General features: G+C 68.4%; 26 protein-coding genes. 9 read left to right on the forward strand and 17 right to left on the reverse strand.

All coding sequences use genetic code 11. The features are described 5' to 3' along the window. From E5F05_RS02775 to E5F05_RS02780, 3 genes are read left to right on the forward strand one after another with little or no spacing between them, the layout of a single operon-like run. On the forward strand, positions 1-1,053 hold the full coding sequence (locus tag E5F05_RS02775) for an ABC transporter ATP-binding protein (RefSeq protein WP_138223683.1): 1,053 nt from the start codon (positions 1-3) through the stop codon (positions 1,051-1,053). Continuing rightward, the gene (locus E5F05_RS21130) at positions 1,050-2,330 is read left to right on the forward strand and encodes a CehA/McbA family metallohydrolase (protein ID WP_171029487.1); all 1,281 of its coding nucleotides are present in this window, start codon (positions 1,050-1,052) and stop codon (positions 2,328-2,330) included. The genes E5F05_RS02775 and E5F05_RS21130 overlap by 4 nt, the downstream gene beginning before the upstream one ends. Beyond that, entirely contained in the window at positions 2,327-4,762 is a 2,436-nt protein-coding gene (locus tag E5F05_RS02780) for a glycoside hydrolase family 38 N-terminal domain-containing protein (RefSeq protein WP_171029488.1), read from the forward strand. Before E5F05_RS21130 ends, E5F05_RS02780 begins: the two co-directional genes overlap by 4 nt. A 126-nt stretch (positions 4,763-4,888) precedes the next feature. Here E5F05_RS02780 and E5F05_RS02785 read toward each other — a convergent pair whose 3' ends face one another. After that, positions 4,889-6,145, reverse strand: coding sequence for an MFS transporter (locus tag E5F05_RS02785; protein WP_138223685.1), 1,257 nt, complete (start codon positions 6,143-6,145; stop codon positions 4,889-4,891). A 42-nt stretch (positions 6,146-6,187) separates the two neighbouring features. Here E5F05_RS02785 and E5F05_RS02790 point away from each other — a divergent pair, with 42 nt between their 5' ends. Continuing rightward, on the forward strand, positions 6,188-6,877 hold the full coding sequence (locus E5F05_RS02790; RefSeq protein WP_244944453.1) for an ArsR/SmtB family transcription factor: 690 nt from the start codon (positions 6,188-6,190) through the stop codon (positions 6,875-6,877). A gap of 324 nt (positions 6,878-7,201) precedes the next feature. Here E5F05_RS02790 and E5F05_RS02795 read toward each other — a convergent pair whose 3' ends face one another. The 12 genes from E5F05_RS02795 to folE form a co-directional block, all read right to left on the reverse strand. Then, entirely contained in the window at positions 7,202-7,513 is a 312-nt protein-coding gene (locus E5F05_RS02795) for an MliC family protein (RefSeq protein ID WP_138223687.1), read from the reverse strand. A gap of 394 nt (positions 7,514-7,907) precedes the next feature. Next, the gene (locus E5F05_RS02800; RefSeq protein WP_244944454.1) at positions 7,908-8,621 is read right to left on the reverse strand and encodes an MFS transporter; all 714 of its coding nucleotides are present in this window, start codon (positions 8,619-8,621) and stop codon (positions 7,908-7,910) included. Positions 8,622-8,834: 213 nt separating this feature from the next. Beyond that, on the reverse strand, positions 8,835-9,272 hold the full coding sequence (locus E5F05_RS02805) for a hypothetical protein (protein WP_138223688.1): 438 nt from the start codon (positions 9,270-9,272) through the stop codon (positions 8,835-8,837). A 71-nt stretch (positions 9,273-9,343) separates the two neighbouring features. Further along, entirely contained in the window at positions 9,344-11,425 is a 2,082-nt protein-coding gene (locus E5F05_RS02810) for a hydantoinase/oxoprolinase family protein (RefSeq protein WP_138223689.1), read from the reverse strand. 24 nt (positions 11,426-11,449) lie between these two features. Continuing rightward, positions 11,450-12,649, reverse strand: a complete 1,200-nt coding sequence (locus E5F05_RS02815; protein ID WP_138223690.1) for an FTR1 family iron permease — start codon at positions 12,647-12,649, stop codon at positions 11,450-11,452. A 2-nt stretch (positions 12,650-12,651) separates the two neighbouring features. Next, complete coding sequence (locus E5F05_RS02820; RefSeq protein WP_138223691.1) at positions 12,652-13,644, reverse strand: hypothetical protein; 993 nt, start codon at positions 13,642-13,644, stop codon at positions 12,652-12,654. A 214-nt stretch (positions 13,645-13,858) separates the two neighbouring features. Further along, a complete protein-coding gene (locus E5F05_RS02825; protein WP_138223692.1) occupies positions 13,859-15,112 on the reverse strand; it encodes a glycoside hydrolase family 1 protein in 1,254 nt (417 codons plus the stop codon). Positions 15,113-15,162: 50 nt separating this feature from the next. Then, positions 15,163-15,744, reverse strand: a complete 582-nt coding sequence (locus tag E5F05_RS02830) for an NAD(P)/FAD-dependent oxidoreductase (protein ID WP_138223693.1) — start codon at positions 15,742-15,744, stop codon at positions 15,163-15,165. Between the two features lie 311 nt (positions 15,745-16,055). Beyond that, a complete protein-coding gene (locus E5F05_RS02835) occupies positions 16,056-16,469 on the reverse strand; it encodes a CHRD domain-containing protein (RefSeq protein ID WP_244944455.1) in 414 nt (137 codons plus the stop codon). 35 nt (positions 16,470-16,504) lie between these two features. Beyond that, the gene (locus tag E5F05_RS02840) at positions 16,505-17,254 is read right to left on the reverse strand and encodes a cupredoxin domain-containing protein (RefSeq protein WP_138223695.1); all 750 of its coding nucleotides are present in this window, start codon (positions 17,252-17,254) and stop codon (positions 16,505-16,507) included. Positions 17,255-17,356: 102 nt separating this feature from the next. Beyond that, a complete protein-coding gene (locus E5F05_RS02845) occupies positions 17,357-17,761 on the reverse strand; it encodes a DUF4383 domain-containing protein (protein WP_138223696.1) in 405 nt (134 codons plus the stop codon). A 76-nt stretch (positions 17,762-17,837) separates the two neighbouring features. Beyond that, entirely contained in the window at positions 17,838-18,455 is a 618-nt protein-coding gene (gene folE / locus E5F05_RS02850; RefSeq protein WP_138223697.1) for a GTP cyclohydrolase I FolE, read from the reverse strand. 214 nt (positions 18,456-18,669) lie between these two features. On the opposite strand from folE, the gene E5F05_RS02855 reads away from it, so the two are divergent. Next, positions 18,670-19,215, forward strand: coding sequence for a helix-turn-helix transcriptional regulator (locus E5F05_RS02855; protein ID WP_244944456.1), 546 nt, complete (start codon positions 18,670-18,672; stop codon positions 19,213-19,215). Positions 19,216-19,471: 256 nt separating this feature from the next. Here E5F05_RS02855 and E5F05_RS21135 read toward each other — a convergent pair whose 3' ends face one another. Continuing rightward, positions 19,472-19,621, reverse strand: coding sequence for a hypothetical protein (locus tag E5F05_RS21135; RefSeq protein WP_171029489.1), 150 nt, complete (start codon positions 19,619-19,621; stop codon positions 19,472-19,474). A gap of 346 nt (positions 19,622-19,967) precedes the next feature. Here E5F05_RS21135 and queF point away from each other — a divergent pair, with 346 nt between their 5' ends. From queF to queC, 4 genes are read left to right on the forward strand one after another with little or no spacing between them, the layout of a single operon-like run. Then, positions 19,968-20,417, forward strand: coding sequence for a preQ(1) synthase (gene queF / locus E5F05_RS02860; protein ID WP_138223699.1), 450 nt, complete (start codon positions 19,968-19,970; stop codon positions 20,415-20,417). Positions 20,418-20,419: 2 nt separating this feature from the next. Further along, positions 20,420-20,830: a 6-pyruvoyl trahydropterin synthase family protein gene (locus tag E5F05_RS02865; protein ID WP_138223700.1), complete on the forward strand. Its 411-nt coding sequence runs from the start codon at positions 20,420-20,422 to the stop codon at positions 20,828-20,830. Further along, positions 20,809-21,519, forward strand: coding sequence for a 7-carboxy-7-deazaguanine synthase QueE (locus E5F05_RS02870; protein WP_244944457.1), 711 nt, complete (start codon positions 20,809-20,811; stop codon positions 21,517-21,519). Before E5F05_RS02865 ends, E5F05_RS02870 begins: the two co-directional genes overlap by 22 nt. A gap of 2 nt (positions 21,520-21,521) precedes the next feature. Further along, positions 21,522-22,223, forward strand: coding sequence for a 7-cyano-7-deazaguanine synthase QueC (queC, locus tag E5F05_RS02875; RefSeq protein ID WP_138223701.1), 702 nt, complete (start codon positions 21,522-21,524; stop codon positions 22,221-22,223). A gap of 226 nt (positions 22,224-22,449) precedes the next feature. Here the strand turns inward: queC and E5F05_RS21835 are convergent, their stop codons facing one another. The 3 genes from E5F05_RS21835 to E5F05_RS02890 all read right to left on the reverse strand — a co-directional run bounded on the left by E5F05_RS21835 (position 22,450) and on the right by E5F05_RS02890 (position 23,801). Continuing rightward, positions 22,450-22,584, reverse strand: coding sequence for a hypothetical protein (locus E5F05_RS21835; RefSeq protein ID WP_260177298.1), 135 nt, complete (start codon positions 22,582-22,584; stop codon positions 22,450-22,452). An 87-nt stretch (positions 22,585-22,671) separates the two neighbouring features. Then, positions 22,672-23,133, reverse strand: coding sequence for a phosphotransferase (locus tag E5F05_RS02885; RefSeq protein ID WP_138223703.1), 462 nt, complete (start codon positions 23,131-23,133; stop codon positions 22,672-22,674). Positions 23,134-23,264: 131 nt separating this feature from the next. Then, positions 23,265-23,801 (reverse strand): DinB family protein, encoded by a 537-nt coding sequence (locus tag E5F05_RS02890; protein ID WP_138223704.1) that lies wholly within the window; start codon positions 23,799-23,801, stop codon positions 23,265-23,267. Positions 23,802-23,936: the final 135 nt, after the last annotated feature.

Here is a 23,936-nt window from a genome sequence, read left to right on the forward strand (position 1 = left end):
ATGGCGCCACTGACCCTTCGCGGCATCGAGAAACGCTTTGGAAACACCGTCGCCGTACAGGACCTCAACCTCCAGGTCGGGGACGGCGAATTCTTCGCGCTGCTGGGGCCCTCGGGCTGCGGCAAGACCACCACCATGCGCATGATCGCGGGTCTGGAGGCGCCCAGCGCGGGCCGCATTCAGATCGGCGAGCGCGACGTGACGGGCCTGCCCCCCGCCGAGCGCAACGTGGGGATGGTCTTTCAGGACTACGCCCTGTACCCGCACATGAGCGTTCAGGACAACATCGGCTACCCCCTCAAGGTGCGCGGCGTGCGCGGCCCGACCTACGCGGAGCGCGTTTCGGCCGTGGCCGAGCAGCTCCAGCTCGGCCCGCTGCTGGGGCGGCGGCCGGGGCAACTGTCGGGCGGGCAGCAGCAGCGCGTGGCGGTGTCGCGCGCGGTGGTGCATCACGCCGACGTGTTCCTCTTCGACGAGCCCCTCAGCAACCTCGACGCCAAGCTGCGGCTGGAGGCGCGCGCCTTTCTCAAGCGCCTCCAGCGCGAGCTGAAGATGACGGTCGTGTACGTCACCCACGATCAGGTCGAGGCGCTGGCGCTGGCCGACCGCCTGGCGGTGATGCAGGGCGGCGTGGTGCAGCAGGTCGGCGCGCCGCTCGACGTGTACCGGCGGCCCGCGACGACCTTCGTGGCGAGCTTTATCGGCAACCCGCCCATGAACCTGCTGCCCGTGACGCTGGAAAGCGCGGGCCGCTGGCGCTGCGGCGACTCGCTGCTGCGCCCCCACACGCCGCGCCCCGACCTGGCGGGCCGCTCGCTCACCCTCGGCCTGCGGCCCGAACACCTGCGGCCCGACCCGGCGGGCGAGCTCTCCGGCGAGGTGCTGGCGGTCGAGCCACTCGGCGCCGAAACCATCCTGATGCTGAAGACCGCTGGGGAAACCGTGGCGGTGCGCTTGCCTGGCGAGGCCGAGCCGCCCGGCTCCGGCAGGGTGACGCTCCAGCCCGAGTGGGGCCGGGCGGTCCTGTTCGACGAGCGGGGCGTGCGCCTGTGAGCGCCCTCGTCGTCGAGCGGCACTTTTCCCCCGAGGACGCGCGCCGCGACCCCTACCCGGCGCTGCCCTTCACGGTGCCGCCCGGCACGCGCGGGGTCACGGTGCAGCAGAGCGTGACACCCGGGACGGCCACGGTGGACCTGGGCTACGCCGACCAGTTCGGCGTGCGCGGCTGGAGCGGCGGCGCGCGCCGCGAATTCACCGTCACGACCTCGGACGCGACGCCCGGCTACACGCCGGGGGTCTTCCGCCCGGGCGAACATCAGGTGCTGCTGGGCCTCTACCACGTCCCGCCAGGGGGCGCGCAGGTCACGGTGAGGGTCGAGCTGCACCCGGAAGGCGATCTCCGCTGGGTGCGCGGCGACCTGCACGCCCACACCTTCCACTCCGACGCGAAAGGCAGCCCGGCGCAGCTCGCCGCCGCCGCGCGTGACCGCGGGCTGGCCTTTGTGGCGGTGGCGGACCACAACACCGTCAGCCACCACCCGCACCTGGGGGACGCCCTGCTGCTGCCGGCCCAGGAGGTCACGACCTACCACGGGCACTTCGTGGCGCACGGTCCCGGCCCGCAGCTGGAGTTCAGGATCACGGACGCCCGGGGCATTCGGGCGGCGCTCGACGCCGCCGCGCGTGCCCGGCTGCTGACCGTGCTGGCCCACCCCGTCCCGACCTGCCCGAGCTGCGACTGGACCTGGGGGCTGGAGGACCAGTTCGACGCCCTGGAAGTCTGGAACGGTCCCTGGCTGGCCCTCAACTGGATCGCGCGCGAAAAGTGGCTGGGGCTGCTCGACCGGGGCGTGCGCCTGCCCGCCGTGGGCGGGAGTGACCGCCACCAGCCGGACGCCTGGCCGGACCTGGGCGACCCCCTCGTGCAGGTGGGCTCGCCGACCACCTGGATCAAGGCCGCCGGAACCCACCGAAACGACCTCTACGCGGGCATCCTGGCAGGCCGCACCTGCGTCTCGGAGGCGCCCGGGGGGCCGCTGATCGACCTCGCGCTGCAAGGCGACCACCTGCACTACGACGTTTCGGGGGAGCCGGGCGGAACCCTGTGCGTGTACGCCGGGCGCGAGGTGATCTGCCGCGTTCCTTTCGGCGGGCCGTTGCGCGGAAAGCTCGCGCTCGCCCGGCACCCGGCCCCCTACTACCGGGCGGAGGTCACGGCGCTGGCCCCGCCCGAGCAGGCCCGGCTGGCGCGGGAGCGCTGGCCGCAGCACGTCCGCCCGCAGGACGTGGCCGAGCGGGTGCGGGCGCTCAGCGGGGCGGTGTGGCCGTGACCTCCGCCCCGCTGCACGTTCACGTCGTCTGTACCACCCACTGGGACCGCGAGTGGTACCTCAGCGCCGAGCGCTTCCGCTTCCGGCTGGTGCGGACCATGGACGCGGTGCTCGCCCTGCTGGAGGCCCACCCCAACTACCGCTTCACGCTCGACGGGCAGGCCATCGTGCTGGAGGACTACCTGGAGATTCGCCCCGAGCGTGAGGCGGAGTTGCGCCGCCACCTCGCCTCCGGGCGGCTGCGGGCGGGGCCGTGGTACGTGCAGCCTGACGAATTTCTGGTGAGCGACGAGGCGCTGCGGCGCAACCTCGACCTCGGCATGGCGCTCGTGCGCCGCCTCGGTGGCCAGCCGGTGATGGCGGGATACCTGCCCGACGCCTTCGGGCACCTCGCCAATCTGCCCGCGGTGCTGCGGAGCCGGGGCATCGGCGCGGCCATCTTCACGCGCGGCCCGGACCCCCAGGTCGCCGCCCTCGGCGACTTGTTCTGCTGGCGCGCGCCGGGCGGCGAGGCGGTCGTGGCGCACCGGCAGCCCATCGGCTACGGCCTGACCCTCTCGGAAGACCCGCAGGCGGCGCGGGCGCAACTCCGGGCGGCGCTGGGCGCACTCCAGGCCGAGGCGCGCGGCCACGAGCTGCTGTTGCAACTCGGCTCGGACCACAGCCGCCCGCAGCCCTTCGTGCCGGAGCTGATCGGGGCGGTCGGGGCGCCCTTCACGTTCTCCGACCACGACGCCTACCTCGCCGCCGTGCGCGCGGAGCACCTGACGCTGCCCGTCTACCAGGGCGAGTTGCGCAGCGGCGCGCGTCACCCGCTGCTGAGCGGCACGCTCTCGGCGCGGCTGTACCTGAAGCGCCGCAACTTCGCCCTCGATGACCGGCTGCGCTTCACGGCCGAGCCGCTGCTCGCCCGCGCCGCCCCCTCCGGCGGGGCACCCCCGGAAGCGTACCTGCGCCGCGCCTGGACGCTGCTGGTGCGCAACCACCCCCACGACAGCATCTGCGGGTGCAGCGTGGATGAGGTTCACGACGAGATGGAGGTGCGCTTTCAGCAGGCCGAGGGCATCGCCGAGGAGCTGGAGCGCGACGCCCTCGCGCGGCTGGCCGGGAGCCCTGACGCGGGCCGCCTGCTGGTGCTGAACCCGCACGCGGGCGCCTTCCTCGACACCGAGCTGCTGCTGGCGCGCGCCGAGGTCGCCGGGGGGGCCGCGCGGGTGGGGGGGCAGCCCGCCCAGCTCGGGGCGGTCCGCTCGGCGCTGGTGAGCACCCTCGCCGGTCCCGCCAGCGAGCTGCCCCAGTGGCTGGAGCAACTGGAGGACCGCCATCCGGTGCGCTGGCTGAGCTGGACCGTCGCGGGCACCCACCTGCGGGCCGAGGTGGACGAGGGGCCGCGCGCCCCGGACTGCCCCGCCCCCGACGCGCTGCTCGCCGAGGCCATCGCGCACGGTGTGCGGACGGTGGAGCTGCGGGTCTACCAGACCCGCGCGCGGCTCACTACGGCGCTCGCCGGGACGGCCCCCGCGCAGGCGCTCGACCTCGCGGCGGCCTCCGACCTCCCCGCCGAGGGGGCCGGGACGGCCAGGCTGCTGGGGGCGCATCTCGTGGTCGAGGTGGACCACCAGGACGGCACCCTGCGCGTCACCGAGCGCAAAACGGGCCGCGTCTGGCCGGGGCTGCACGCGCTGCACGACGTGGGCGACCGGGGCGACACCTACACCTTCAGTGCCACCCCTGAAGCGCCGATCCGTGCGCGGCTGCTGAGCGCCGAGGTGGCCGAGCGCGGCCCGGTGCGTCAGAGCCTGGACCTTGTCTACGAACTCCGGCTGCCCGAGGGCCTCACGCCCGAACGCGACGCGCGCAGTCCCGCGACCGTGAGCCTGCTCGTCCGCACCCGCGTGGCACTGTGGGCCGCGGCGCGGCATGTGGAGTTCAGCACGAGCTTCACCAACACGGCGCGCGACCACCGCCTGCGCGTCCACTTTCCGGGACCGGGTCGCGGCAGCCTGGCCGACAGCGCGGGCGTGACGGTGAGCCGCCCCGACCTGCGGCCCAGCGCCGATACCGTCAACTGGGCGGAACAACCTGCCGACGCGCATCCGCTCACGCACTGGGCGGCCAAGCAGGACCCGGCGGGAAGCTGGGGGGTGGCGGCGCGTGGCCTCAGCGAGTACGGGCATGCCGACGGGCTGAGCCTCACGCTCGTCCGGGCGGTCGGCTGGCTGTCGCGTGACGACCTTCCGGAACGCCCCAGCCAGGCCGGTCCCCCCTACTCGGTGCCCGGCGCGCAGTGCCTGCGTGCCCTGACGGCCGAGTACGCCTGGTTTCCCGCCTTTGCGGCGGCCGAGCAACTGAACGCGGCCGCGCTGGCCTATGCCCACCCCCCGCGCGCCTGGCTGGTACCGGCCAGACCGAGCCCGCCCCCACCACCCTGAAGGGAGCGGGTGGAAAGGCTTTGACCTGCACGAAGAGTTGCCTGAACTGAAGAAGGCCATCTCAGACGGTCCGTCTCGCCGGGGCTTTCGGGATGGACCCCTCAGCTCATGCCAGCCCAGGCCACCTCAGCCCGCCGGTGGACTCCGCCCGGCGTCCACGGCGGGTTCTTCCGTTCGGGCGGGTAGGAACACGAGCGCCACCAGTCCCCCAAGCAGCGTGATGCACGCGGCGATGACGAGCATCCGCACGGTCCCCACCTGTGGCCCGATCAGGCCCGCTGTCGCCGTGGCCAGCACCCCCACAAGGGCGTTGGTCGTCCCCAGGGCGCCGTACACCCGGCCCCGGTAGGCGTCCGGGGTCACCGTCTGAAGCATGGTTGCCAGGGCGACGTTCGAGATCACCATCGGCACACCCAGGAGCGGCACCAGGGCGAACATGAGGGGCAGGGACGACCCGCTGTACATCCGCAGCATCAAGCTGCCGACGAGGAGCGTCCCGAACGCGATCAGGGCGCGTGGGGGAACCCGCCCACTCAGCCAGGCGGACGCGGCGCTTCCCAGGAGCGCGCCGAGGCCACCCAGGGTGCTGAGCAGGCCGATGGTCCGAGCGTCGGCGTGCAGGACGGAGATCAGGAACGGCGTATAGAACGGGTCGACCAGCGTGCCGCCCAGACTCGTGACGCTCAGGACCGCCATCAGGGTCAGGATGACCGGGCTGCGCCGGATGACGCTCAGCCCCTCGCGCCATTCGCGGCCCAGGTCCCGCCAGGTGTGCAGCAGGGAGGCGGCCTGGATGGGGAGGTCCGGCGCAGCGGGCGCCGATCCCTGGAGGCGCAGGAAGCTCAGGGCCGCGACGACGAACGACGCCGCATCAAAGAGCACGACACCGGGAATGCCAAGGCTGGCGATGAGGACGCCTCCGATCAGCGGGCCCACTAAGCGCGCGCCCGTCGTGCCCAGGGACAGCGCCGCGTTGGCCTTCATCAGGTCCTCCGGGGGGACGAGGGACGGGAGCAGGGCGCCCGCGACCGGGGTGGACAGCGTACTGACGGTCAGCTCCACGAAGGTGACCACGTACGCGACCCACACCAGGCCGGGCCGCGGAGCGAGCAGCAGTAGCATCATCACAAGCCCCTGGATCAGGTGCGTGTACACCAGCAGGTGCTGGCGGTCCCAGCGGTCCGCGAGCACGCCCGCAAATGAGCTAAACAGCAGGCCCGGCAGGTAGTAGGCCAGGGCGAGCAGGGCTGTGGCGAGGGTGGAGCCCGTCTCCTGGTACAGGAAGTACGGCAGGGCGAGCAGCAAAGCACGGTCCCCGATGAGGGAGATCACCTCGCCGAGCCAGAGCCGGCGGAAGTTGGGAAGGGTCAGCGCGGTGAACATGGCGTCCTCCTGGGACGCAGGGTGCGCGGTACCCTGGTACAAATGACACGGGACGATTCACCCAGGGTATGGCAACGCCTGGACGACCCCGAGGCAGCACGAATCCTCGCGGACGCGCAGGCACGGCGATACTTCGAGCCGTTCATCTGGCGGGAGCGGCGGGTGACCGACGTGGCTGCGGAGCTGGGCGTCACGAAGAACGCCATGCTGTACCAGGTGAACAAGCTGCTCCGCCTGGGCCTGCTGGAAGTGACCCGCACTCAGCCGCGGGGCGGACGGGCCATTCGGTATTACCGGTCCTCGTCGCCGGGCTACTTCGTGCCGTTCGCCTCGACTTCGGCCGAGTCCATTCATGCGCTGTACGAATCCTCCCTGGACAACACGCGCCGCTCGGTCCTGTCGCTGCTGACACGGGCATGGAGCACCCTGGCCGAGGACCCCCGGTGGTTCGGGCTGTACACGTACGGTGATGAGGAGGGCCTCAAGAGTCACGCGCTCCTGCCGGTGCGGCCCGCTTCGCCAGCACGCGGGATGCAGCCGTGGCTGCTGCAAGACGACGTGCCCGCCGTGTGGGACAATACAGCGCCCCTATACCTCTCCAAAGCGAGTGCCAAGCGGCTCCAGCGTGACCTGCATGACCTGCATGTGAAATATCAGGCCTTGCAGGAGGACGCGACTGGGGAGGTGTACGTCCTGCGTCTCACGCTGGCCCCTGTCCTCGAGAGTGGTTAGGGCGGTGCGGGCTGGAACAGAATGTCGTCCCAGCGGTCTATCCGGTCAAGAGCGGCCACAGTCAGACGCGCCAATGGGGAGAAGGTCATTTCGAACAGTCCGTCTCGCCAGGACTTCCTGAATGAATCACTGATGGACGTTTCCGGGCAGATGCGCTTAGAACGCGCATCAAGGTGTAGCCCTGACTCACAAGGGGGCAGTGCTCGCACCGCCCCTGCACGAACTGCTGGTCAGCATCCGTCAGCCCATCCCGGGGTGTGGTCAGGAGCCGCGTCAATGCCTTCAAGTTGAAGTCCTTGCGCCGGACACGTGGGCGCCCGGGCTTCAGCCCTCCTGGCACTGGTGCAGGGACGTGATCGCCCCCAGGGACTCACCCCGGTAAAGTTCGGCGGTCCGGCCGTTGATCCACCAAGTGTACCCCGCTCCCACGTAGCGGGCTCCCGAGCCGGAGGCGGCCTGATTCATCTCCAGCACCCGCCCGCCGACCACCACCCGGGCGTGCGGGCCAGCATAGGTGGCCTGAATGCGAATGTTCCCGGCGCAGACGTAGCGTGCGTGGAGGCCACCCCCTCCACCCGCCGACGCGGGGGAAGCGAAACCGAGGGCGAGCAGCAGGGCGGCGCGGCACTTGTTCATCGGAGTCTCCTGGGGACATCTGGACTGTCCAGCGGAAGGCGGCTACGGGCCGGACTGAGCCGTGCGGACGGGACCGCGTGGGCCCACCCGGACTCAGAGCGTGTTTGAAAGGGCGCCAGAGGGGGCAAGGCGGCGACTTCCATGCTAACCGTGGTGCTGGTTGGTGGCCATGCCGTGAACGTCTGAAATAATAAAAGTGTTTAGCTTACATATTCTACTCCTTGACCTGGCGCACGCCCTCGGATGAGGCGCCGTGGGATGAGCAGCGTCAGCGGCAGCCAACTGGTCGTGTCGAGCCCCTTGCGGCTATTCCGGTATGACTGCCACATACGCTGCTGCTGCCCGGCGTCCAGGTCGGGAAGTTTGAGGTCGTGCCGTTGGGGTAACCCCTCCATCAATCTGTGGAGGAGGTCGGATTGACCGCAGGACCCACCGCGCCACGGGAGGCCACAACCACGGCGGCCAAGATCACCAGCGCCAGCAGGCCACCGTACAGGAAGGCATGATCCGCAAACCGCGCGCTCAGGAAGCTCGCCACCGGGTAGGAGAAGGCCCACCACAGGTGACTCCACGCGAAGTGCGCCCCATACACCCGCCCCTGTGCGGCCTCCTCGGTGCGCTCGGCGAGCAGCGTCTCGGTCGGCAGGTTCACCCAGTTCTGCCCGACCCCCGCCACCAGCCACAGCGCCATCAACGGCGCCAGCGACACCACGTCCGCGGGCAGGATCGCCAGCGACGTGAGCAGCGCCCCCACCAGGATGAAGGCCGTCCTCGGCACGCGCCTTCCTGCCGCCCCCACCGCGAGCGAGGCGACCGTGGCCCCCAGGCCGTAGAGCGCCATCACCCAGCCGTACTGCGCCTCCCCCACCCCCAGGTTCAGCCCCCCCTGCACCCGCACCACTGTCACCACCAGAATCAGCGCGCCCGCGACGGCGGCTACCAGTTCCATCAAGAGCGCGAAGCGGATCGGCGCATCCCGCCACAACCGCGCCGTGCCGTCCCGCACGTCCGCGAGGGTGCTGCGCTCCACTTCCCTCCGCTGCGCCCGCAGCCTGGGCAGGGTGAGCATCAGCAGACCCGCCAGATCTCCGATTCGGGGGCCAGCCACGGGGGTACACCAATCGACTTCACCCGTGAACAGCAGATTCTGCCTGGGGTCATCCGCCGGGCCGTTCCACTCTGCCCCACCCTGTGAACCGGGGCAGAAGCGGGTGGGTTCTGCCGACAGCAGTGTTTTCGTGTTCAGCAGGGTGGTGACTGGCGTCCGGTAAAGCTGGCGCCCGCTTGTCAGGTCGAAGCCGTACAGGTAGACCTGCCGCGGTCAGGGCGTGCCGATCGCTTGAAGCTCCCGCAGTGCGGCCTGCGCGCGCGTCGCGTCCGCCTGCACGACGTCGGCGCTGCGGTGGGCGTCGATGGCGCTGGTGAGGGCCACCAGGGCCGCCTGCGCCTCACGGAACCCGCCCGGGTTCAGTTGCCGCAGTAGCGTCGCCGCGTCCAGTTCCGATTGCGCCTGCCGGGCAGCACTCCGGGCCGCAGCGAGGCTGCTGGTGTTGCCCTGCTGCGCGCGGGCGTACTCCAGCGGGACGATCTCCAGCGCGCCGGAGGCCTGGCGGACGTGCTCCACCTCTGGCCCCACCAGGCTGGCGAGGGTCGGCTCGGGCGCGGTGGCGCGCCCTGCGACGAAGCCCAGTGCCAGCCCCACGAGGGCCGCGGCGGTGACGAGCAGGGGGGACAGCTTGCGTTGACGGCGGTACAGCATCCGGTTGATTCTCCTTCTTGGGGGCATGGCGCCAAGGCAGGCCGTCCTGATCGCTCCCTGCCGCGTGACGCTCACTGCTCGACGATGAGGGCCACCTGGCTCTCCAGGCGGAGGTTCTCCGCGAGTTGCCGCAGCAGCAACACCGGGTCGTGCAGGTGCGCGTAGTCCCGCAGCCGGGAGGCGGTCAGGGCCGCGACGTGCGGCGCGACCGCTCGCCCGGAGAGCAGGGCCCGCAACCGTTCCAGCGCCTCATGAGGGCGGCCGGTGAGGACCTGCGCGTCCTCGAAGCGCAGCAGCCGCACGCCCCGCCCATCAAGCACGAGGGCCGCGTGCTGTTCGACGCGGCGCAGCAGTCCGCGCCGGATACGGGAGGCGACGAACAGCGTGTGGTGGGTCCCACCGAACACCAGGTGTGCCTGATCGCCCAGCACCTGCCGGGCCTGCTGCTGTAACTCGTCCGCGTCGAGGGGACGGGTGCGGGCACTCAGGGGATGGGCGCCGGTCGCCACGGCCCGCAGGCGGCCCTCGCGGGCGCTGTACTCGGTTTCGACCCGCAGCGAGGCGGGGTCCGCCCCGAGCCGCACCGCCTCGTCGCCCACCTCGCGTTCGAGCAGGTCCGCGACGGTGGGGTCCTGGCGGGTGACACTGCGCTCACGTTCCACCCGGATGACGGCGAGGGCCGCCCCGATGGACGAGATCACGTCACTATGCGGAATCGGAACGAAGGGCACCTTCAGGCGGCGGGCGACCACCGGACCGAGCACGCTGGCCGCGCCGCCCCCGCCATACAGGGGCGTGCCGCGCAACCCGTACTCGCGCACGAGGCCCTGCACGGTGTGCGTGAGCTTCTCCGCGCTGGCCTCCAGCACCGCCTGCGCCGCCGCTTCCATGCTCGCCCCGAGGTGCTGCCCGAGCAGCCCCAGCGCGAGGCGGGCGCTGTCCGGCTGCGCGTGTGCGTACCCCCCTTCCGGAATCGCGCCCAGGGCGTTCGCGGCGCAGGTGGGGGTGATGGCAAAGCGCGTCCCTTCGGGCGTCCGGAGCACCGCGTAGTCGGCGGGATCGCCAGGGCTGGGGGCGACCAGTTCAATCTGGGCGTCCGCGAGCCGACCCAGCGGTGTGAAGCTCGCGTACGCGAGGCCCGCGATATGGGCACTCCTCGGCCCGACGTCCTCGATCCGCCGCCCGCGCAGGCGGACGAGGCTGCCCCCGGCCACCCCCGCGATGCGGATGTCTGCCGCGCGCAAGCCGGTGGGCACGTCCATCACGGTCATGTACTTCAGGGCGGGCTGGCCGTCCTTGATCACGCCGATGTTCGTGCTGGTGCCGCCCACCTCGAAGAACACGCCGTCCATCACGCCGTGCGCGAGAATGGCCCCGCCGAGGCTCGCCGCGGGACCGCTCACCACGGTATGCAGCGGCGTCTCCTCAAAGGCGCGCAGGTCGGCCGCACCCCCGTCCCCGCGCACGATCAGGAGCGGCACGTGCGGCAGGAGTTCGCACACGGCATCCCGCACGTGCCGCGCCGTGCGGACCATCGTGGGGAGGATGCTGGCATTCACGGTGGCGGACAGGGTGCGCATCTCCAGCCCGTAGGCACCGGACAGCTCACTTCCCAGACTCACCGGAAAGCCCGCAGCCCGAGCGAGTTCCCCAGCGCGCCGCTCGAAATCGGCGTCGTCCACCCCGAAGGCCTGCGACGCGGCAACGGCGCCGACCTGCTGATCACGCCAGCCATCAAGCACCGCCTGCACCCGGGCGTCGAACTCCGGCGCGTCGGTCGCTACAAACGCCTGGAGGGCGCGCAAGCCTGCTGGGGGACGGGTGAGGTTCTGGATGCGGCGTTCGTCGCGGGCCTCCCCCAGGGCGAGGATGCCGACGAGGGCCGTGTCCCCCTCCAGCAGGGCATTCGTGGCCTGGGTGGTCGAGTGTGCGACCAGAACGGGTGACGCTTCCCCCGGCAGGTCGCGCAGGAGGGCGCGCAGAGCTTCGAGCACCCCTGCCGCCACACCCAGCCGGTGGCGGTGGGTGGTGGGCACGTGGGACACCGCCAGGATGCCGCCACCGGGGTCGAGGGCGACCCCCTTGGTGAAGGTGCCGCCCACATCGATACCGATACGAACAGGCAGGCTGGGCGCTGCGGCGTCAGTCGTCAAGACAGTGCCTCTGCGGCGGCGCGCTCACGTGTGCGCCTCCCGCTCCGGGCGGCGCTGCCCGCGCAAGCGGAACAGGACGAACCCCACGACGTACACCAGGACCAGCAGCAGTTGCGCCGCCAGCGTTTCCAGGGTGGGGTGCAGGCCAGTGAGGGCCGCGACGTTGGGGTCGAGCGTCGGCACCTTCCCGTACAGGTTGGTAACGGGCAGCCAGCCCGCCTCCTGAAAGGCGCGCACCCCGTTTCCGACGAACGCCACGGCGAAGAGCGCGGTGACCGTCACCAGCACCGGGAAGAGGCGCTGCGTGGGCAGGCGCCGCCCCAGGCGGAAGATCAGCGCGAACACGGCCACGAGCGCGACAGCCGCGAGGGCGATGCCGAGGTACATGTACCCCAGGACCGGACCACTCGCAACCGCGAGCGCCTGGTAGAACAGCACCGTCTCGAAGCCCTCGCGGTAGATGGTCGTGAAGGTCACGAGGGCGACGGCCCCCAGGCTGCCGCTCTGCACGGCCTGCGACACGCGCGCCCGCATGAACTCCGCGCTACGCTTGCGGTCGCTCTGCTGGAGCATCCAGAACGACAGGGAGAACAGGACCACCACCGCGATGACGCTCGTGATGGCGCTGATCAGCTCGCGCGAGATGGGCGCGATGGAGAGCAGGTAGGTGGCGGCAAACCACGTGACGGCGGTGGCGGCGAGGGCCGCGCCCGCCCCCCACCACACGCCGCCCCGCAGGCGATCATTCCGGGTGCTGGCGAGATACGCGAGAATCGCCGCCATCAGCAGCGCCGCCTCCAGGCCTTCCCGGAACAGGATCGTGAAGCCGCCCGTGGCGGCCAGGGTGGGTGCGAGAACACCTGTTCCGTTCACGATGCTCTCGGCCTTGCGCAGGCTGTCGTCGATGTCGCCCGCAATGGCGCGCAGCTCGCCCAGGCTCGCCCCGCTCTTCATGCCGTTGCGCAGGTCCGCGAAGCGGTACTCCATCTCGAGAATCAGGTCGGGGTTCAGGACGCGCAGGGGCGGCTCGGCATACTCAAAGTGATCGAGGTACGCCGAGCGGGCGGTCTTGAAGGCGTCCCCGCTCTTGCCTGAGGCGTACTCGCGCAGGCTCTGGGCCACGAGGTCGTGCGCCGTGCGGAGTTCGGCCGTCACGTCCACCTGTCCTGGCGCGGCAAGGGCCACGCCCAGCAGGGCCACCAGCAGGACGAGGAAGCGCCTCATGCTTACTCCCCGAGCAGCGCGCGGGCCTTCTTCAAGTCCACGAGGGCAGCGTCGACGGCCGCGCTGAACTTCTGGGCGCTGGGCTTGCTCTTCAGCAGGGTGCGCAGGTCCTCACGCAGCGTTTTCTCGAGCTTCGTTTCCAGGGCTTTGTCCTTCTTCGCGAGCGGGCCTTCGAGGTACTCGAAGTTATCGAGGTACGCGTCAATCAGGGCTTCCTCGGCATCGTCGCCCATGCCGCCCGCGTAGTGGCTCTTGGCCGCCCCCAGGAGCCGGTCGATGTTGGCGAAATACGTGGCGTTGCTGCTCGCGGCGGCCTGCTGCACGCCGCTGATCTCCGCGAGTTCTTCCTTCGCCTGGTCGACGGCCTGCTCGAGGGCCTTCACGTCACCCTTCCTGGCGATGACAGCGGTGGCGTCCTTGAACGCCTGGGTCGTCTTCTCGCGCTGGTGCTGGGGGAAGCCGCGCGCATTGCGGTCGAACCACATCCGGGCGCGGGCGACGTAGTAGATCGCGTCTTGGTACTCCGCGAGGTTCGTGACCTTCCCACCCTGCACGCCTTCCTCGTACTCGTGTTCGGCGTTCTCCAGAATCTGCGCGATCACCTGCGCGGCGAACTTCGGGTCATTGCGTGTGGCACCGAGGGTGGCGAGGGCAGCATCCACGTCAGCGGAGAAGGTATTCATGACCTTCTGGTACTCCGCGTAGGGCTTCTTCGCCGCGAGGGTCTGATTGATCAGGGCGTAGTCGGCTGTGAATCTCTTCTGCAGGGCGGGCGTCAGGTCACCGCGAACCGCCGCGTACAGCTCATTGGCGGGATGCTTGGCGTGCTTGGCTGCCATGGCGAGGTCGCCATTGCGGTAGTTCAGCAGGCTGGCGTCGTAGTGGCCGCGCATCTGCTCCAGAGTCACGGCGAACTTGACGGGGTCTTTCGGGGCGGCGAGCGCTGCACTGGTGAGGCCGAGGCTGAGGAGCGCGAGGGAGACAGGGCGAACCATGACCAGCACTCTAGGAAGCTGGCTCACCAAAGTCAACCAATTCACTCGGAATTGTAGGATTTACCTTCAGAGGGACGGACAGGACAGGGGGAGAAATAAGATGAACCAGGTTACCCTTCACTTGGTCTCCCGCCACGACAACTTGTCACGTCGACGCAGTCACGAGCCGAATATGAAGAGCCACCGGACAAGCCCCAGCAGGCTGACCTGTGGGTCACTCCAGATGGAAGGATCGTCGGTCCCCCTGCGCCGGTGTGGCGGAGAGCGCGAGCGGCAGGATGAGGGCGGCACTCTGGGTGGGCAGCACGCCCTGCCACGCCCGGATGAGATCACGGTAGGCCGTGCCCACCGGACGCACGCGCCGCTCCAGGTCGTACAGCCCCACCGGGTAGGGGCGCAGGTTTCGCTCCCGCAGCCCAGTGTCCCAATCCATCTGGTCGGTCAGCGAGTACCACGTGAAGCCCATCACCGGCACGCCGTCATTCCGGATCTTCAGGACATTGGCCCAGACCTTGGTCAGCCAGTCGACGGCCTCTCTTCCGCGAGGTCCCTGGGGCGCGTTCGTCTCGGTGTGCATGACCGGCAGCCGGTAGCGCTCAAAGTACTCCCGGGTGATGAGGGCATACCCGAACACGTCCCCGGAGGCTTCCAGATGCCCGTCCGGGAACACGCAATGCTCGTTCGTCGCGTAATAGTCGTTCCCCATCACGCAGTGCGGCTTGAGCTGATGCTTCAGGAAAAACGTGTACTCCTGGTGGGAGAGGTCATTGTCCAGCAGGTATTCGAGCATCCTCGCGCTCACGTCCCGCCCGTAGTTCAGGTCCAGGGACAGAAACCGCGTCTCGTTGAGGAAAGCTTCCTGGGCCAGCACCTCCGGCACGCGGGCGTGGAACTGCTCGGTGGACTCGCTCTGGATGAACAGGGCGTCCGGACGCACGCCGAGGATCGCGTGCATGGCCAGGACGTTAGCCCGCACGAGATGCTTCAGGGCCGTGACAAAGCCCCGGTCCGTGGTGAGCTCCTCGTTCCACCAGCCGTACTTTCCGCTGAAGAGGGCGCAGATGTACATCTCATTGACCGGGGTGTACAGCTGAATCCAGGGGTAACGGTGCGCGAACGCCCCCGCGTACTGCGCGAACAGCTCCGGGAAGTCCGGATTCTGGAAATCGCCGAGCCAGTCCGGCACCCCGAAGTGGCACAGGTCCGCGATGACCGTGAGGTTCCGCCGCCTGAGCGCCCCGAAGGTCGCGTCCGGGAAGGACCAGTCGTACCGCCCGGGACCAACGAATGTTCGGTGGAGGGGAGCACCGTAGCGCAGGGCGTTGACGCCGATCTCCAGGGCGAGGTCGAAGTCCAGCTCGTAGTGTTCGTCGTGCCCGCAGTCCCGCATCTGGTCCACTCGCACGCGCCCGCCCTGAAGTGTCGGATCGCTGTTCTCGATGCCCGTCGCGAACATGAAGCGGTTCATCTCGTGTTCCCTCCTGTAAGGAGACGGGGTGAGTCCATCCCCGGGGTCCATCAACCCTCGTCTGCCACATCGACAGGGACGGGGTGAAAAGCGCCCTGGTCTTCCAGTCGCACGCAGGGTCCCAGATGCCTCGTCCCGGCAGGCGGCTTCACCAGTCGCACCTTCAGACCGGCGTTCTGCATGGCCCCCAGTTCGTGTTCGTGCAGGAGGTCCTCACGCTGATCGGGTGGCGCGAATAGGAAACCCGGCACCCGGAGGAAGTCACACCCGATGTCCTCTTCACGGGCGATCCGCTCTATTTCGTCGATGGCGGCTGAGTGGCTCTGCGCGATCAGCCGTGTCCTTTCCTCGCCGTGGATGCTGGCCAGCTCGAAGTACCGGAAATCCAGGCTGGCTGTCAGTTGTGCGGACGTGCGGGCCGTCTCACCGCTCCCAATCTCGTCCCGTTCGAGCAGCACCACATGCCCTCCCTCCCGGGCGAGCAAGTATGCCGTGGTGAGGCCGACGATGCTGGCACCCACGACCACAGTGTCCGTTTGGAGGTCGCCGCCAAGCGGCGGGAAGGTGGGCATGGGCCGCGCCCAGTGGGAAGTCGTCGTGCCGGAGGGCAAGCCAGCGGAAGCGTGGGCCATTTGTGAAGTCCTTTCGATACGTCTGCGCGGTCTTCACGACGAGGGGCAACGTAAACCCCGTGAACAACCTGGGCTGGGCCGCGCCGCTGGAAGCGGTGGTGCTGAGGGACGACGCGCTCCCCGCCGTTCTTCCAGCCGTTGGGTCGCGCTTGCTGCTCGGTTTCAACCGGCGCGTCGCTGCTGACTTCTCCATGACGCTTCGACAAAGGGTCAGGCCGTCCAGGCCGTGAAGCCCGACGGCCCGACTGTGGGATGAACTGGACAGCAGACGACGCGGCGAGGATTACACAGCAGGCATCCGCGCGGCTGGCTTACCCTTTGGTCATCTTCAAGGGCGCGCAAACCGGAACAACCTTGAGGTCGTCACCGTAGTGCACGTTGATGTACGCGCCCTGATCCCCCGCAATCTTCGCCATCTCGCTGGTGACCGTGGTGGACGCGCGACCGGCAGCATCGGCGGTGAAACTGGGGAACCCGACGGTGACCGGACCGTTCGAGGCGCAGGGGTCAGTGTTGGAGTCCGGCCCGAAGGCATGGTAGTGCGCCGCGTAGGTCTTTCCGGGCGTAAGGCCCGTCAGCGTGAGCGTCGTGGTCACCATGCCGCCCGCCTGCGTCATCACTTGCGCTGAGCCAGCGGCCTGGGGATCAGCCGCAATGGGGTTGTGTCTGAACGTGAAGGTTTTCGGCTGACCCATCATGGTGCAGGCACTGAGCAACGAAGTCATAGCCAGCCCCGCAACAACAGTTCTTCCCATCATCCTTACTTCCTTCCTTTCTCATCGTTCACGATAATCGTGCCGTTCATCCCCTCGTGATAAGAACAGTAGTACGCGTACGTTCCCGCCTTATTGAACGTGTAGCTGTAGCTTTCACCCTTTCCCAGGTCGCTCGAGTGAAGCGATGGGTCGGCCAGTGAGATCACGTTGTGCACGGCAGCGCCCTGGTGCTTCCAGGTCACGGTCGTTCCCACCTCCACCGTGAGCGTCGCGGGCTGGAACAGGTTGTCCGCAATCATGACACTGGCAACCTTTTTGGGGGCGGGTGAGGTGAGTGTGCCCGGATTGGTTTGGCGAATCGCTGCACACAGGGGAATCACATTAAGGTCATCGGCGGCGTGAACATTGATGTAGGCCCCCGCGTTGCCCGCGACTTTCGAGGTGGGTGCTGTCAGTTTCACCGTGGCTCGTCCAGCGGCACTCGCCGTGAATGGAGGGAAGCCCAGGGTCACCGGTCCGTTGGTCATGCAGGGGTCTGCGTTCGCTTGCGGCCCCAGGGCGTGGTAGTGAGCCGCGTACGCTTTGTTGGGTGTCAGTCCCGTCAACGTCAGGGTCGTCTCGCTGGTGCTGGCGTCAATGGCCCGCACGACGGCTCGGCCGCTCGCTTTCGGATCATTGGGGACGGCATTGTGCTTGAAAGTGTAGACCTGCGTTGGGGCCACAGCAGCCCCTACGCTTGCCAAACACACGCCTGTCAACAGGAAAGGACCCAAAACGGAGTTGTGGTGAGGCATGAGGGGTTCCTCCTTATTCAGCGGATATGCGTGATCTCGGAAGTTGGATTCTTTCGCACGGCTGACAGCCCCAGGTTTCACTCCAGGCCCGGCATCGTTGCCTCAACCGGCAGAGAGCGCTCGAGGACGTTGGAAACCCAGATAACCGGTCAGGAGGGCGCTCGCGAGATGCAAGAGACTATCGGCTGGATTAAGGTTCACACCCTCAACGATGGGCGCGATAAAGCTCCCCACGAACAGCACGAGAAAGACGACGGCCATGAAGCGGTTGACGGCGAGAGGATGGGCCGCGAGAGTGCCCGCCCAGACGAGGACTGCGCCCAGAGCGAGGTGGGCAAGGTTGTGGATGACGTTCACGGCAAATATTCCTAACAGCAGACCTTCGCCGGGCACGGCGTCCGGCCGCTGCGAAGGAACGGTCACCCCAGGGATGAATCCCAGGAGGCCGATCAGCAGGTAAACCGCTCCAAACGCGAGGCTGATCTTTCGAACGGTGGACTCTTTCATAGGAAGCCCTCTCTTCTCCCGGGGAGGAAGCCTGGCATGGTGAGTCGGCGCTGGCGGCACGTGATACGTCGTTCCTTCAGCGTTGGTGGATGGCTTGCATGAACTCCTTTCGTGTGTTCGAGTCTTCACGGAACAGGCCAAAGACCGAGGTGGTGACGGTCGCCGAGTGTTGCTTTTCCACACCCCGCATGGCCATACACAGGTGGATGCCTTCGAGCACGACGCCCACGCCGCTGGGTTCGAGGAGTTCCTGGACCGCCTGTGCAATCTGCGCCGTGAGGCGTTCCTGGACTTGCAGGCGGCGGGCAAACATGTCCGTGATCCGCGCGAACTTCGAGAGACCGAGGATTTTTGCGTTGGGGAGATAGCCGATGTGTGCACGACCGAAGAAGGGCAGCATGTGGTGTTCGCACATGGAGTAGAACTCGATGTCTTTGACAATCACCATCTCGGAGCCTTCCACCTGGAAGACCGCACCGTTGGCGACCGTGGCCAGCTCCTGTTGATAACCGCGTGTGATGAAGTCCCAGGCTTTGGCGACACGTTGTGGCGTCTTCCGCAGGCCCTCGCGCTCAGGGTCTTCACCGATAGCCTCGAGCCAGCTCTGGGTGAGTTCACTCAGCCCGCCCAGGTGCTGATGCTGTCGGGGAGGGTTTCCTGGGAGGATGGAAGGCTGCCTTTCGGATGTCAACATCAGTTCTCCTTGGTCCGAGCGGCGTGGGCGGCGTGTTGAGCCTGATTTCGGTTGGGAGCGCGTCTTGGATCCGCGCGCCCGGCCATCCTCTGGGGTGTCCTGAGGGTAGGCTCCTATTTCTCCTGTTTCAATGGTGTAAATTGTGGAAATGGAACCGAGGCAGCGCCTCTGCGAACACCTGAAAAGGACCGGGCCGACGAGTATCCGGGACCTCATGGCTGCCCTTGCGCTCAGCGAGAACGCCGTTCGGCACCACCTCCAGGCGCTTGAACGCGAGGGCTTCGTCCGCCCGGTGCAGGATCAACCCGGCGAGGGTGCGGGTCGCCCGGCCAGGCTGTATGGCCTGACGGAAGTGGCCGAAACGCTTTTCCCGAAGTACTACGCCCAACTCCTCGAACTCGTGCTCGCAGAAGCCGAGGCCCAGGCCTTGCTCGAACCCCTCGTTGGCAGCGTGGTCAAGCGGCTGGCGGATCAGATTCGGCCACAACTCGAGAACCTAGACCCGGAGGAGCGTATCCTGGTCGCTGCGCGGCGCCTCAACCTGGGGGGAAGCCTCAGCGATCTTGAGCGGACGCCGGGTGGGTGGGAGTTGCGGGCCTACAACTGCCCCTACCTCGCGGCTGGCTGCCGGTTCGAGGCGGTCTGTGACATCGCCCCCAGGGTCCTCACGCTCGCTACCGGCCTGCCCGCAGAACGGGTTGCCTGCCAGCGGGACGGCAAGCCAGCCTGTCACCTGACCGTGACCATTGGCCTGACCTGAAGCCGATCAGAACGGCAAGGTCATGGTTTGGTGGTCTGATTCCGTAGCTCTTGCATTTTGGTTCGAGGTTCTGGCAGCTTCGTACCGTTCCTCAATGCTGGCGGTTGCAGGAAACCTCGATGAACTCGAAGACGGCTTGCCTGGCAACCGCCCGGTTCTCGAAGGCTGGCGGAGGTGAGCATGTCGAACGTGTCCGTCCGTCTGAAGCACGCGCGGAAGCATGACGGGGAGTGCTGCCGCTGACAGCCAGGGTCTTTCAGGAAGACAGCTCCCCCAGGACGTCGAGCCGGTGGGCAGCCGCCCAGGCAACCTTCGTCCGGTGGCGGTGCCGATGCAGGCGATCAACTGCGGCGAGCTGCCCGGTGACGCTGCTGGAGCGTGGCATGCGGGTGATGGTGGTGTCCAAGGCGCAAGTGCAGGTGTTTGCTCCAGCAGCCGAGCCCTGACCAGCGGACGCAGCGGCCCTGGCGCGATGGCTCAGACTGCCCGGCCACTCAGGGAGAGCTTGAACACGCGGGAGGAGCAGGGCGAGGTGATCTGCCTGCTGTTCGCGCGTCGGCGGCAGGGGCTAGAGACGCAGGCGGAGGAGGAAGCGCAGCCGCGAGGAGCCGAGTACGGGCCCCTTGGCGAGGACCTGGCAAGCCACCTGGCCTGTCCCTGGCTCCTGCCCCCCACGTCCATTACACTCCTGGGCGGATCGACCTGTTCTGTTGATCTGTTCCGTGTATGGGCACGGAACCCAGGAGGACCATATGACCACGCAAGCACCCGCTCAGGCGGGCTTTGATCGTCGTTACGACGTACAGGGCCTGGAAGCCATCGACGTTGCCATACTCGGCACTTTTCCCCACGTGCGGGAGGACGACCCGGTCGCCTACCCCGGGGAGCCGATGGAGATCCTGATCTCCACGGACGAGTTCAGCCCGGTGTGCCCCTGGAGCGGGCTGCCGGACTTCGGGCGGCTCGAGATTCGCTACCTGCCGCGCGAGAAGTGCGTGGAACTCAAGAGCCTGAAGTATTACCTGACGAGCTACCGCTTCGTGGGCATCTTCCATGAGCACGCCACCCGCCGGGTCCTGGCCGACCTGGTGCGGCTGCTCGATCCCCTGAGTATGGAGATCCGCTGTGACTACGGGGTGCGCGGCGGCATCAACACCGTCTGCACGGTCCGCTACGTCGCGCCCGACCGAAGCGGAGTCTGAAGGTGCCCTGGAAGCTCCAGACCGAGTTCACCTTCGACAGCGCGCACATCATCACCGGGTACGACGGCCCCTGCGGGCGGCTGCACGGTCACACCTACCGCGTGCGGCTGGAACTGACCTCGGAGAGATTGCGCCCGAGCGCGCACGTCCAGCGCGACATCATGGTGGCCGACTTCAAGACCCTGAAGTGGGCGAAAAAGGACGTGGCGCAGGGTGGCCTCGACCATGCCTACCTCAACGAGCACCCCGACCTGGGGGACGACACCACGGCGGAGGTGATCGCCGCCTACCTGCACCGCGAGACGCTGCGCCGGGTGCGGGAGAGCCTCTCTCCCGGCGACGGGGGCGAGGACCTGCGCCTCAAGGTGTCGCTGTGGGAGACGCCCGACTCGTGCTGCGAGTACTGGGAATGAAGTACCCGGTCCACGAGCGGTTCTACACCTGGCAGGGCGAGGGGGTCCACCTGGGGCGCGCGGCCTACTTCGTGCGGCTGTACGGCTGCCCACAGGCCTGCCCCTGGTGCGACAGTGCGGGCACCTGGCACCCGGCGTACCGTCCGGCGAGCGTGAGCCTCCTTGACGCCTCCGAGATCACGCGGGCCGTGGCTGAGGAGAGCCCGGACGGGGCTCTTGTGGTCGTCACGGGGGGCGAGCCCATCCTCTTTGACCTGCGGCCCCTGACGGACGAGCTGCACCGGCTGGGCCGCCGTATCCATATCGAGACGAGCGGCATCGCGCCCCTGCGCGGCGACCTCGACTGGGTCGCGCTCTCGCCCAAGCCCGCCGGACAGCGGCCCCTTCCCGAGGTGGTCGCCCGCGCCGACGAGGTGAAGATCATCGTGCACGAGCCGGGGGACATCGCCGCCGGGCTGGGCACCCTGGCGGGGTTGCGGGAGGACGCGACCGTGTGGCTGCACCCCGAGTGGAGCCGGGCCCGCGACGGCGACCGGGCGGTGCTCGACGCGATCACCGCGGCCGTCAAGGCGAATCCGCGCCTGCGGGCCGGGTACCAGATGCACAAGCTCTACCGCGCCGACGACCTGGACGCGCACAGCGACAAACGCCTCGTTCCGCTGGGTGGCAACGTGGCGCTGGGGTACTGAACATGACCGAACAACCGCGGGCCGTGGTGCTCCTTTCCGGCGGCCTGGATTCCAGCACGGTGCTGGCCCTGGCCCGGGAGGACGGGTATGCCTGCACGGCCCTGTCCTTCCGCTACGGGCAGCGCCACACCGTCGAACTCGAACGCGCGGCGGAGGTGGCCCGCAGGCTGGGCGCCGAACACCGCGTCGTGGACCTCAACATCGGGGCCTTCGGCGGCAGTGCGCTGACCGACGCGAACCTGGAGGTGCCCACGACCGCCACCCCGGCGGGGGTGATTCCGCCGACCTATGTGCCGGGCCGCAACACGGTGTTTATTGCCGTGGGCCTGAGCCTGGCCGAGGCCATCGGGGCGGAGCGGATCTACCTGGGCATCAACGCGGTGGACTACAGCGGCTATCCCGACTGCCGCCCGGAGTACCTGGCCGCCTTCCAGACGCTCGCGGACCTGGCCTCCAAGGCGGGGGTGGAGGGCCGGGGAGCGAAGCTGACCGCGCCGCTGGTCACCCTGTCCAAGGTGGACATCGTGCGCACGGCACTGCGGCTCGGGGTGCCCATCGCGCTCACCTGGAGTTGTTACCAGGGCGGCAGCGAGCCCTGTGGTGTGTGCGACGCCTGCCGTATCCGCGACACGGCCCTGATTGAGGCGGGTGTGCCCGAACTGGCGACGCCGCACGGGCGGGCAGCGGGCAGCGCGAGCAGGTAAGTCTCTGGCGGGAGCGTCAACTCATCCGAGGAAGTCTTGTGCGGGTGGGTTCTCGAGGTCCGTGTCGCCTCAAGTCCGGCCGGTGGTCTCGGAGGCCCGCAATCCGGCGATCCCCCCGAGGCCAGCAGCACCTGCATCTCCACTGGGGCGGCCAGCGGCTTTCCCACGTCGACTTCCGGGGAGGGTTGGCGCTGGTCCCAGGGACGCCAGTTGTCTTTGCGCGGCTTCACATCAGTGAAGGGATGGTCTGCAAACCATTGATGAACACGGAGATCAGCCCAAGCACCGTCGTCAGGGCCAGGGTCGGTAACGTCCCCAGCTTGAAGCGGAACAGGGACGACCCAGCGATGACCGCCAGCACCAGGGCCAGCAGGCTCAGGGTGTGCCGGACAGCACGTCCAGGAGCCCTGGCCCGAGGCGCCCTTCCACCTGCCGTGTCAGCCACACGTCAACGCGCCAAGAATGGCAAGTTCCACAAGTCGGGGCGGCTTTCCACCAGTGCCAGGGCGTCCCCGAACAGCTCTCCGAAGCGGATGCGGACATCCGCGGGCGTGTGGTCCCTGGGAAAGAGGCGGCTGGCCAGCAGCGGGGCCTGCTCCATACCGTGAACCCGGCGCAGCATCACCCCGAGGTCGAACAGGGCCTGGGGCCGGGCTTCCCCGGTCAGGTCCGCGTCGCGCACCGCGACCCCCGGCATTCGGGTCAGCAGGGTGTACTCGGTGCCGGAATCGGTTGATCGATGGCCGAGGACGCGTGGCACGTTCACCCACTCCACCCCCTCCAAATGCCGCAGGAACAAGGCTTCCTTCTTCAGGCTGGTCCGGGGACGCCGACGTGGCGGCCGCTGGACCTTCAGGATCAGATCCTCGTCGATGGCGTACGTCCGGGCCTCACCGCCATGCTCGTCCATCCCGGTCAGGGCCTGGGCCTCCGGTGCATGGGTGCGTACCAGGGCCAGGACGGTCGCGGCATCCAGAATGGGGTCCGGGGCGTCTTCCTGAACGTAATGAGCTGCGGCGAAACCCGGGTCAGGCGTGGCCTTCAGGACGGAGCGCGCAGATGGTGCAGGGTATGTCCGGCGACCAGTTGCACGGCTTCCAGGGCCGTCATCGGCTCGAAGATCCCGGTAGGAACACAGGGCACGTCCTGAAGGCCCAGCGACTCCAGGCGGCGCGCGGCACACTCAAGCTCGCGGTGGGCGTTCTGTAGACCTGTCAGCAGGGTTTCCCGCGGCAGGCCCGGGGTGGGGTGAATGGGGGCGGGCGCGACGAGGCGGCCGTCGGGCCACACCGACGTCAGGTCGACGTGGACCATGGGGCGGCCATCGGCGAGGTCGTGCATAGACGCGGCGAAGACCTCGCTGGTTTTGATGAGGTGGTGGGCGTGCTCGGCCACCGACCACTTGCCGGGTGCCACGGGAGCATGAAGGACGGTGTCCGGAAGGCTGCCCAGCCATGCCCGGTACCTGGCGACGGAGGAAGCAGCGTCGCCGAGGGCTTCCCGGAGGGACTGGGGTTGGGCGAAGTCCTTGGGGAGGTGATGGGGAAGGGGCCGGGGTTGGACGTGCCGGGTGGTCATACAGTCTCCTTTTGTCCGGGTGAGCGACAGGGCGCGGCCGTGGAACGGGTCGGAGGGCTGGCCTATTCGAGTGAGGGTCGTCAGTCCTGGGATGGCGGACCTGTTTGTTGGGGGTGGAGCAGGGCAGCCGCCTGC

Origin of the sequence: Deinococcus metallilatus, from assembly GCF_004758605.1 — a bacterium.
Classification (GTDB): domain Bacteria; phylum Deinococcota; class Deinococci; order Deinococcales; family Deinococcaceae; genus Deinococcus; species Deinococcus metallilatus.

Coding starts and splice junctions, on each gene's coding strand:
- E5F05_RS02775 (WP_138223683.1), top strand. CDS start 1: ATGGCGCCACTGACCCTTCGCGGCATCGAGAAACGCTTTGGAAACACC.
- E5F05_RS02785 (WP_138223685.1), bottom strand. CDS start 6,145: ATGTTCACCGCGCTGACCCTTCCCAACTTCCGCCGGCTCTGGCTCGGC.
- E5F05_RS02790 (WP_244944453.1), top strand. CDS start 6,188: ATGACACGGGACGATTCACCCAGGGTATGGCAACGCCTGGACGACCCC.
- E5F05_RS02795 (WP_138223687.1), bottom strand. CDS start 7,513: ATGAACAAGTGCCGCGCCGCCCTGCTGCTCGCCCTCGGTTTCGCTTCC.
- E5F05_RS02805 (WP_138223688.1), bottom strand. CDS start 9,272: ATGCTGTACCGCCGTCAACGCAAGCTGTCCCCCCTGCTCGTCACCGCC.
- E5F05_RS02815 (WP_138223690.1), bottom strand. CDS start 12,649: ATGAGGCGCTTCCTCGTCCTGCTGGTGGCCCTGCTGGGCGTGGCCCTT.
- E5F05_RS02820 (WP_138223691.1), bottom strand. CDS start 13,644: ATGGTTCGCCCTGTCTCCCTCGCGCTCCTCAGCCTCGGCCTCACCAGT.
- E5F05_RS02825 (WP_138223692.1), bottom strand. CDS start 15,112: ATGAACCGCTTCATGTTCGCGACGGGCATCGAGAACAGCGATCCGACA.
- E5F05_RS02830 (WP_138223693.1), bottom strand. CDS start 15,744: ATGGCCCACGCTTCCGCTGGCTTGCCCTCCGGCACGACGACTTCCCAC.
- E5F05_RS02835 (WP_244944455.1), bottom strand. CDS start 16,469: ATGACTTCGTTGCTCAGTGCCTGCACCATGATGGGTCAGCCGAAAACC.
- E5F05_RS02840 (WP_138223695.1), bottom strand. CDS start 17,254: ATGCCTCACCACAACTCCGTTTTGGGTCCTTTCCTGTTGACAGGCGTG.
- E5F05_RS02845 (WP_138223696.1), bottom strand. CDS start 17,761: ATGAAAGAGTCCACCGTTCGAAAGATCAGCCTCGCGTTTGGAGCGGTT.
- folE (WP_138223697.1), bottom strand. CDS start 18,455: ATGTTGACATCCGAAAGGCAGCCTTCCATCCTCCCAGGAAACCCTCCC.
- E5F05_RS02855 (WP_244944456.1), top strand. CDS start 18,670: ATGGCTGCCCTTGCGCTCAGCGAGAACGCCGTTCGGCACCACCTCCAG.
- queF (WP_138223699.1), top strand. CDS start 19,968: ATGACCACGCAAGCACCCGCTCAGGCGGGCTTTGATCGTCGTTACGAC.
- queC (WP_138223701.1), top strand. CDS start 21,522: ATGACCGAACAACCGCGGGCCGTGGTGCTCCTTTCCGGCGGCCTGGAT.
- E5F05_RS02885 (WP_138223703.1), bottom strand. CDS start 23,133: ATGGACGAGCATGGCGGTGAGGCCCGGACGTACGCCATCGACGAGGAT.
- E5F05_RS02890 (WP_138223704.1), bottom strand. CDS start 23,801: ATGACCACCCGGCACGTCCAACCCCGGCCCCTTCCCCATCACCTCCCC.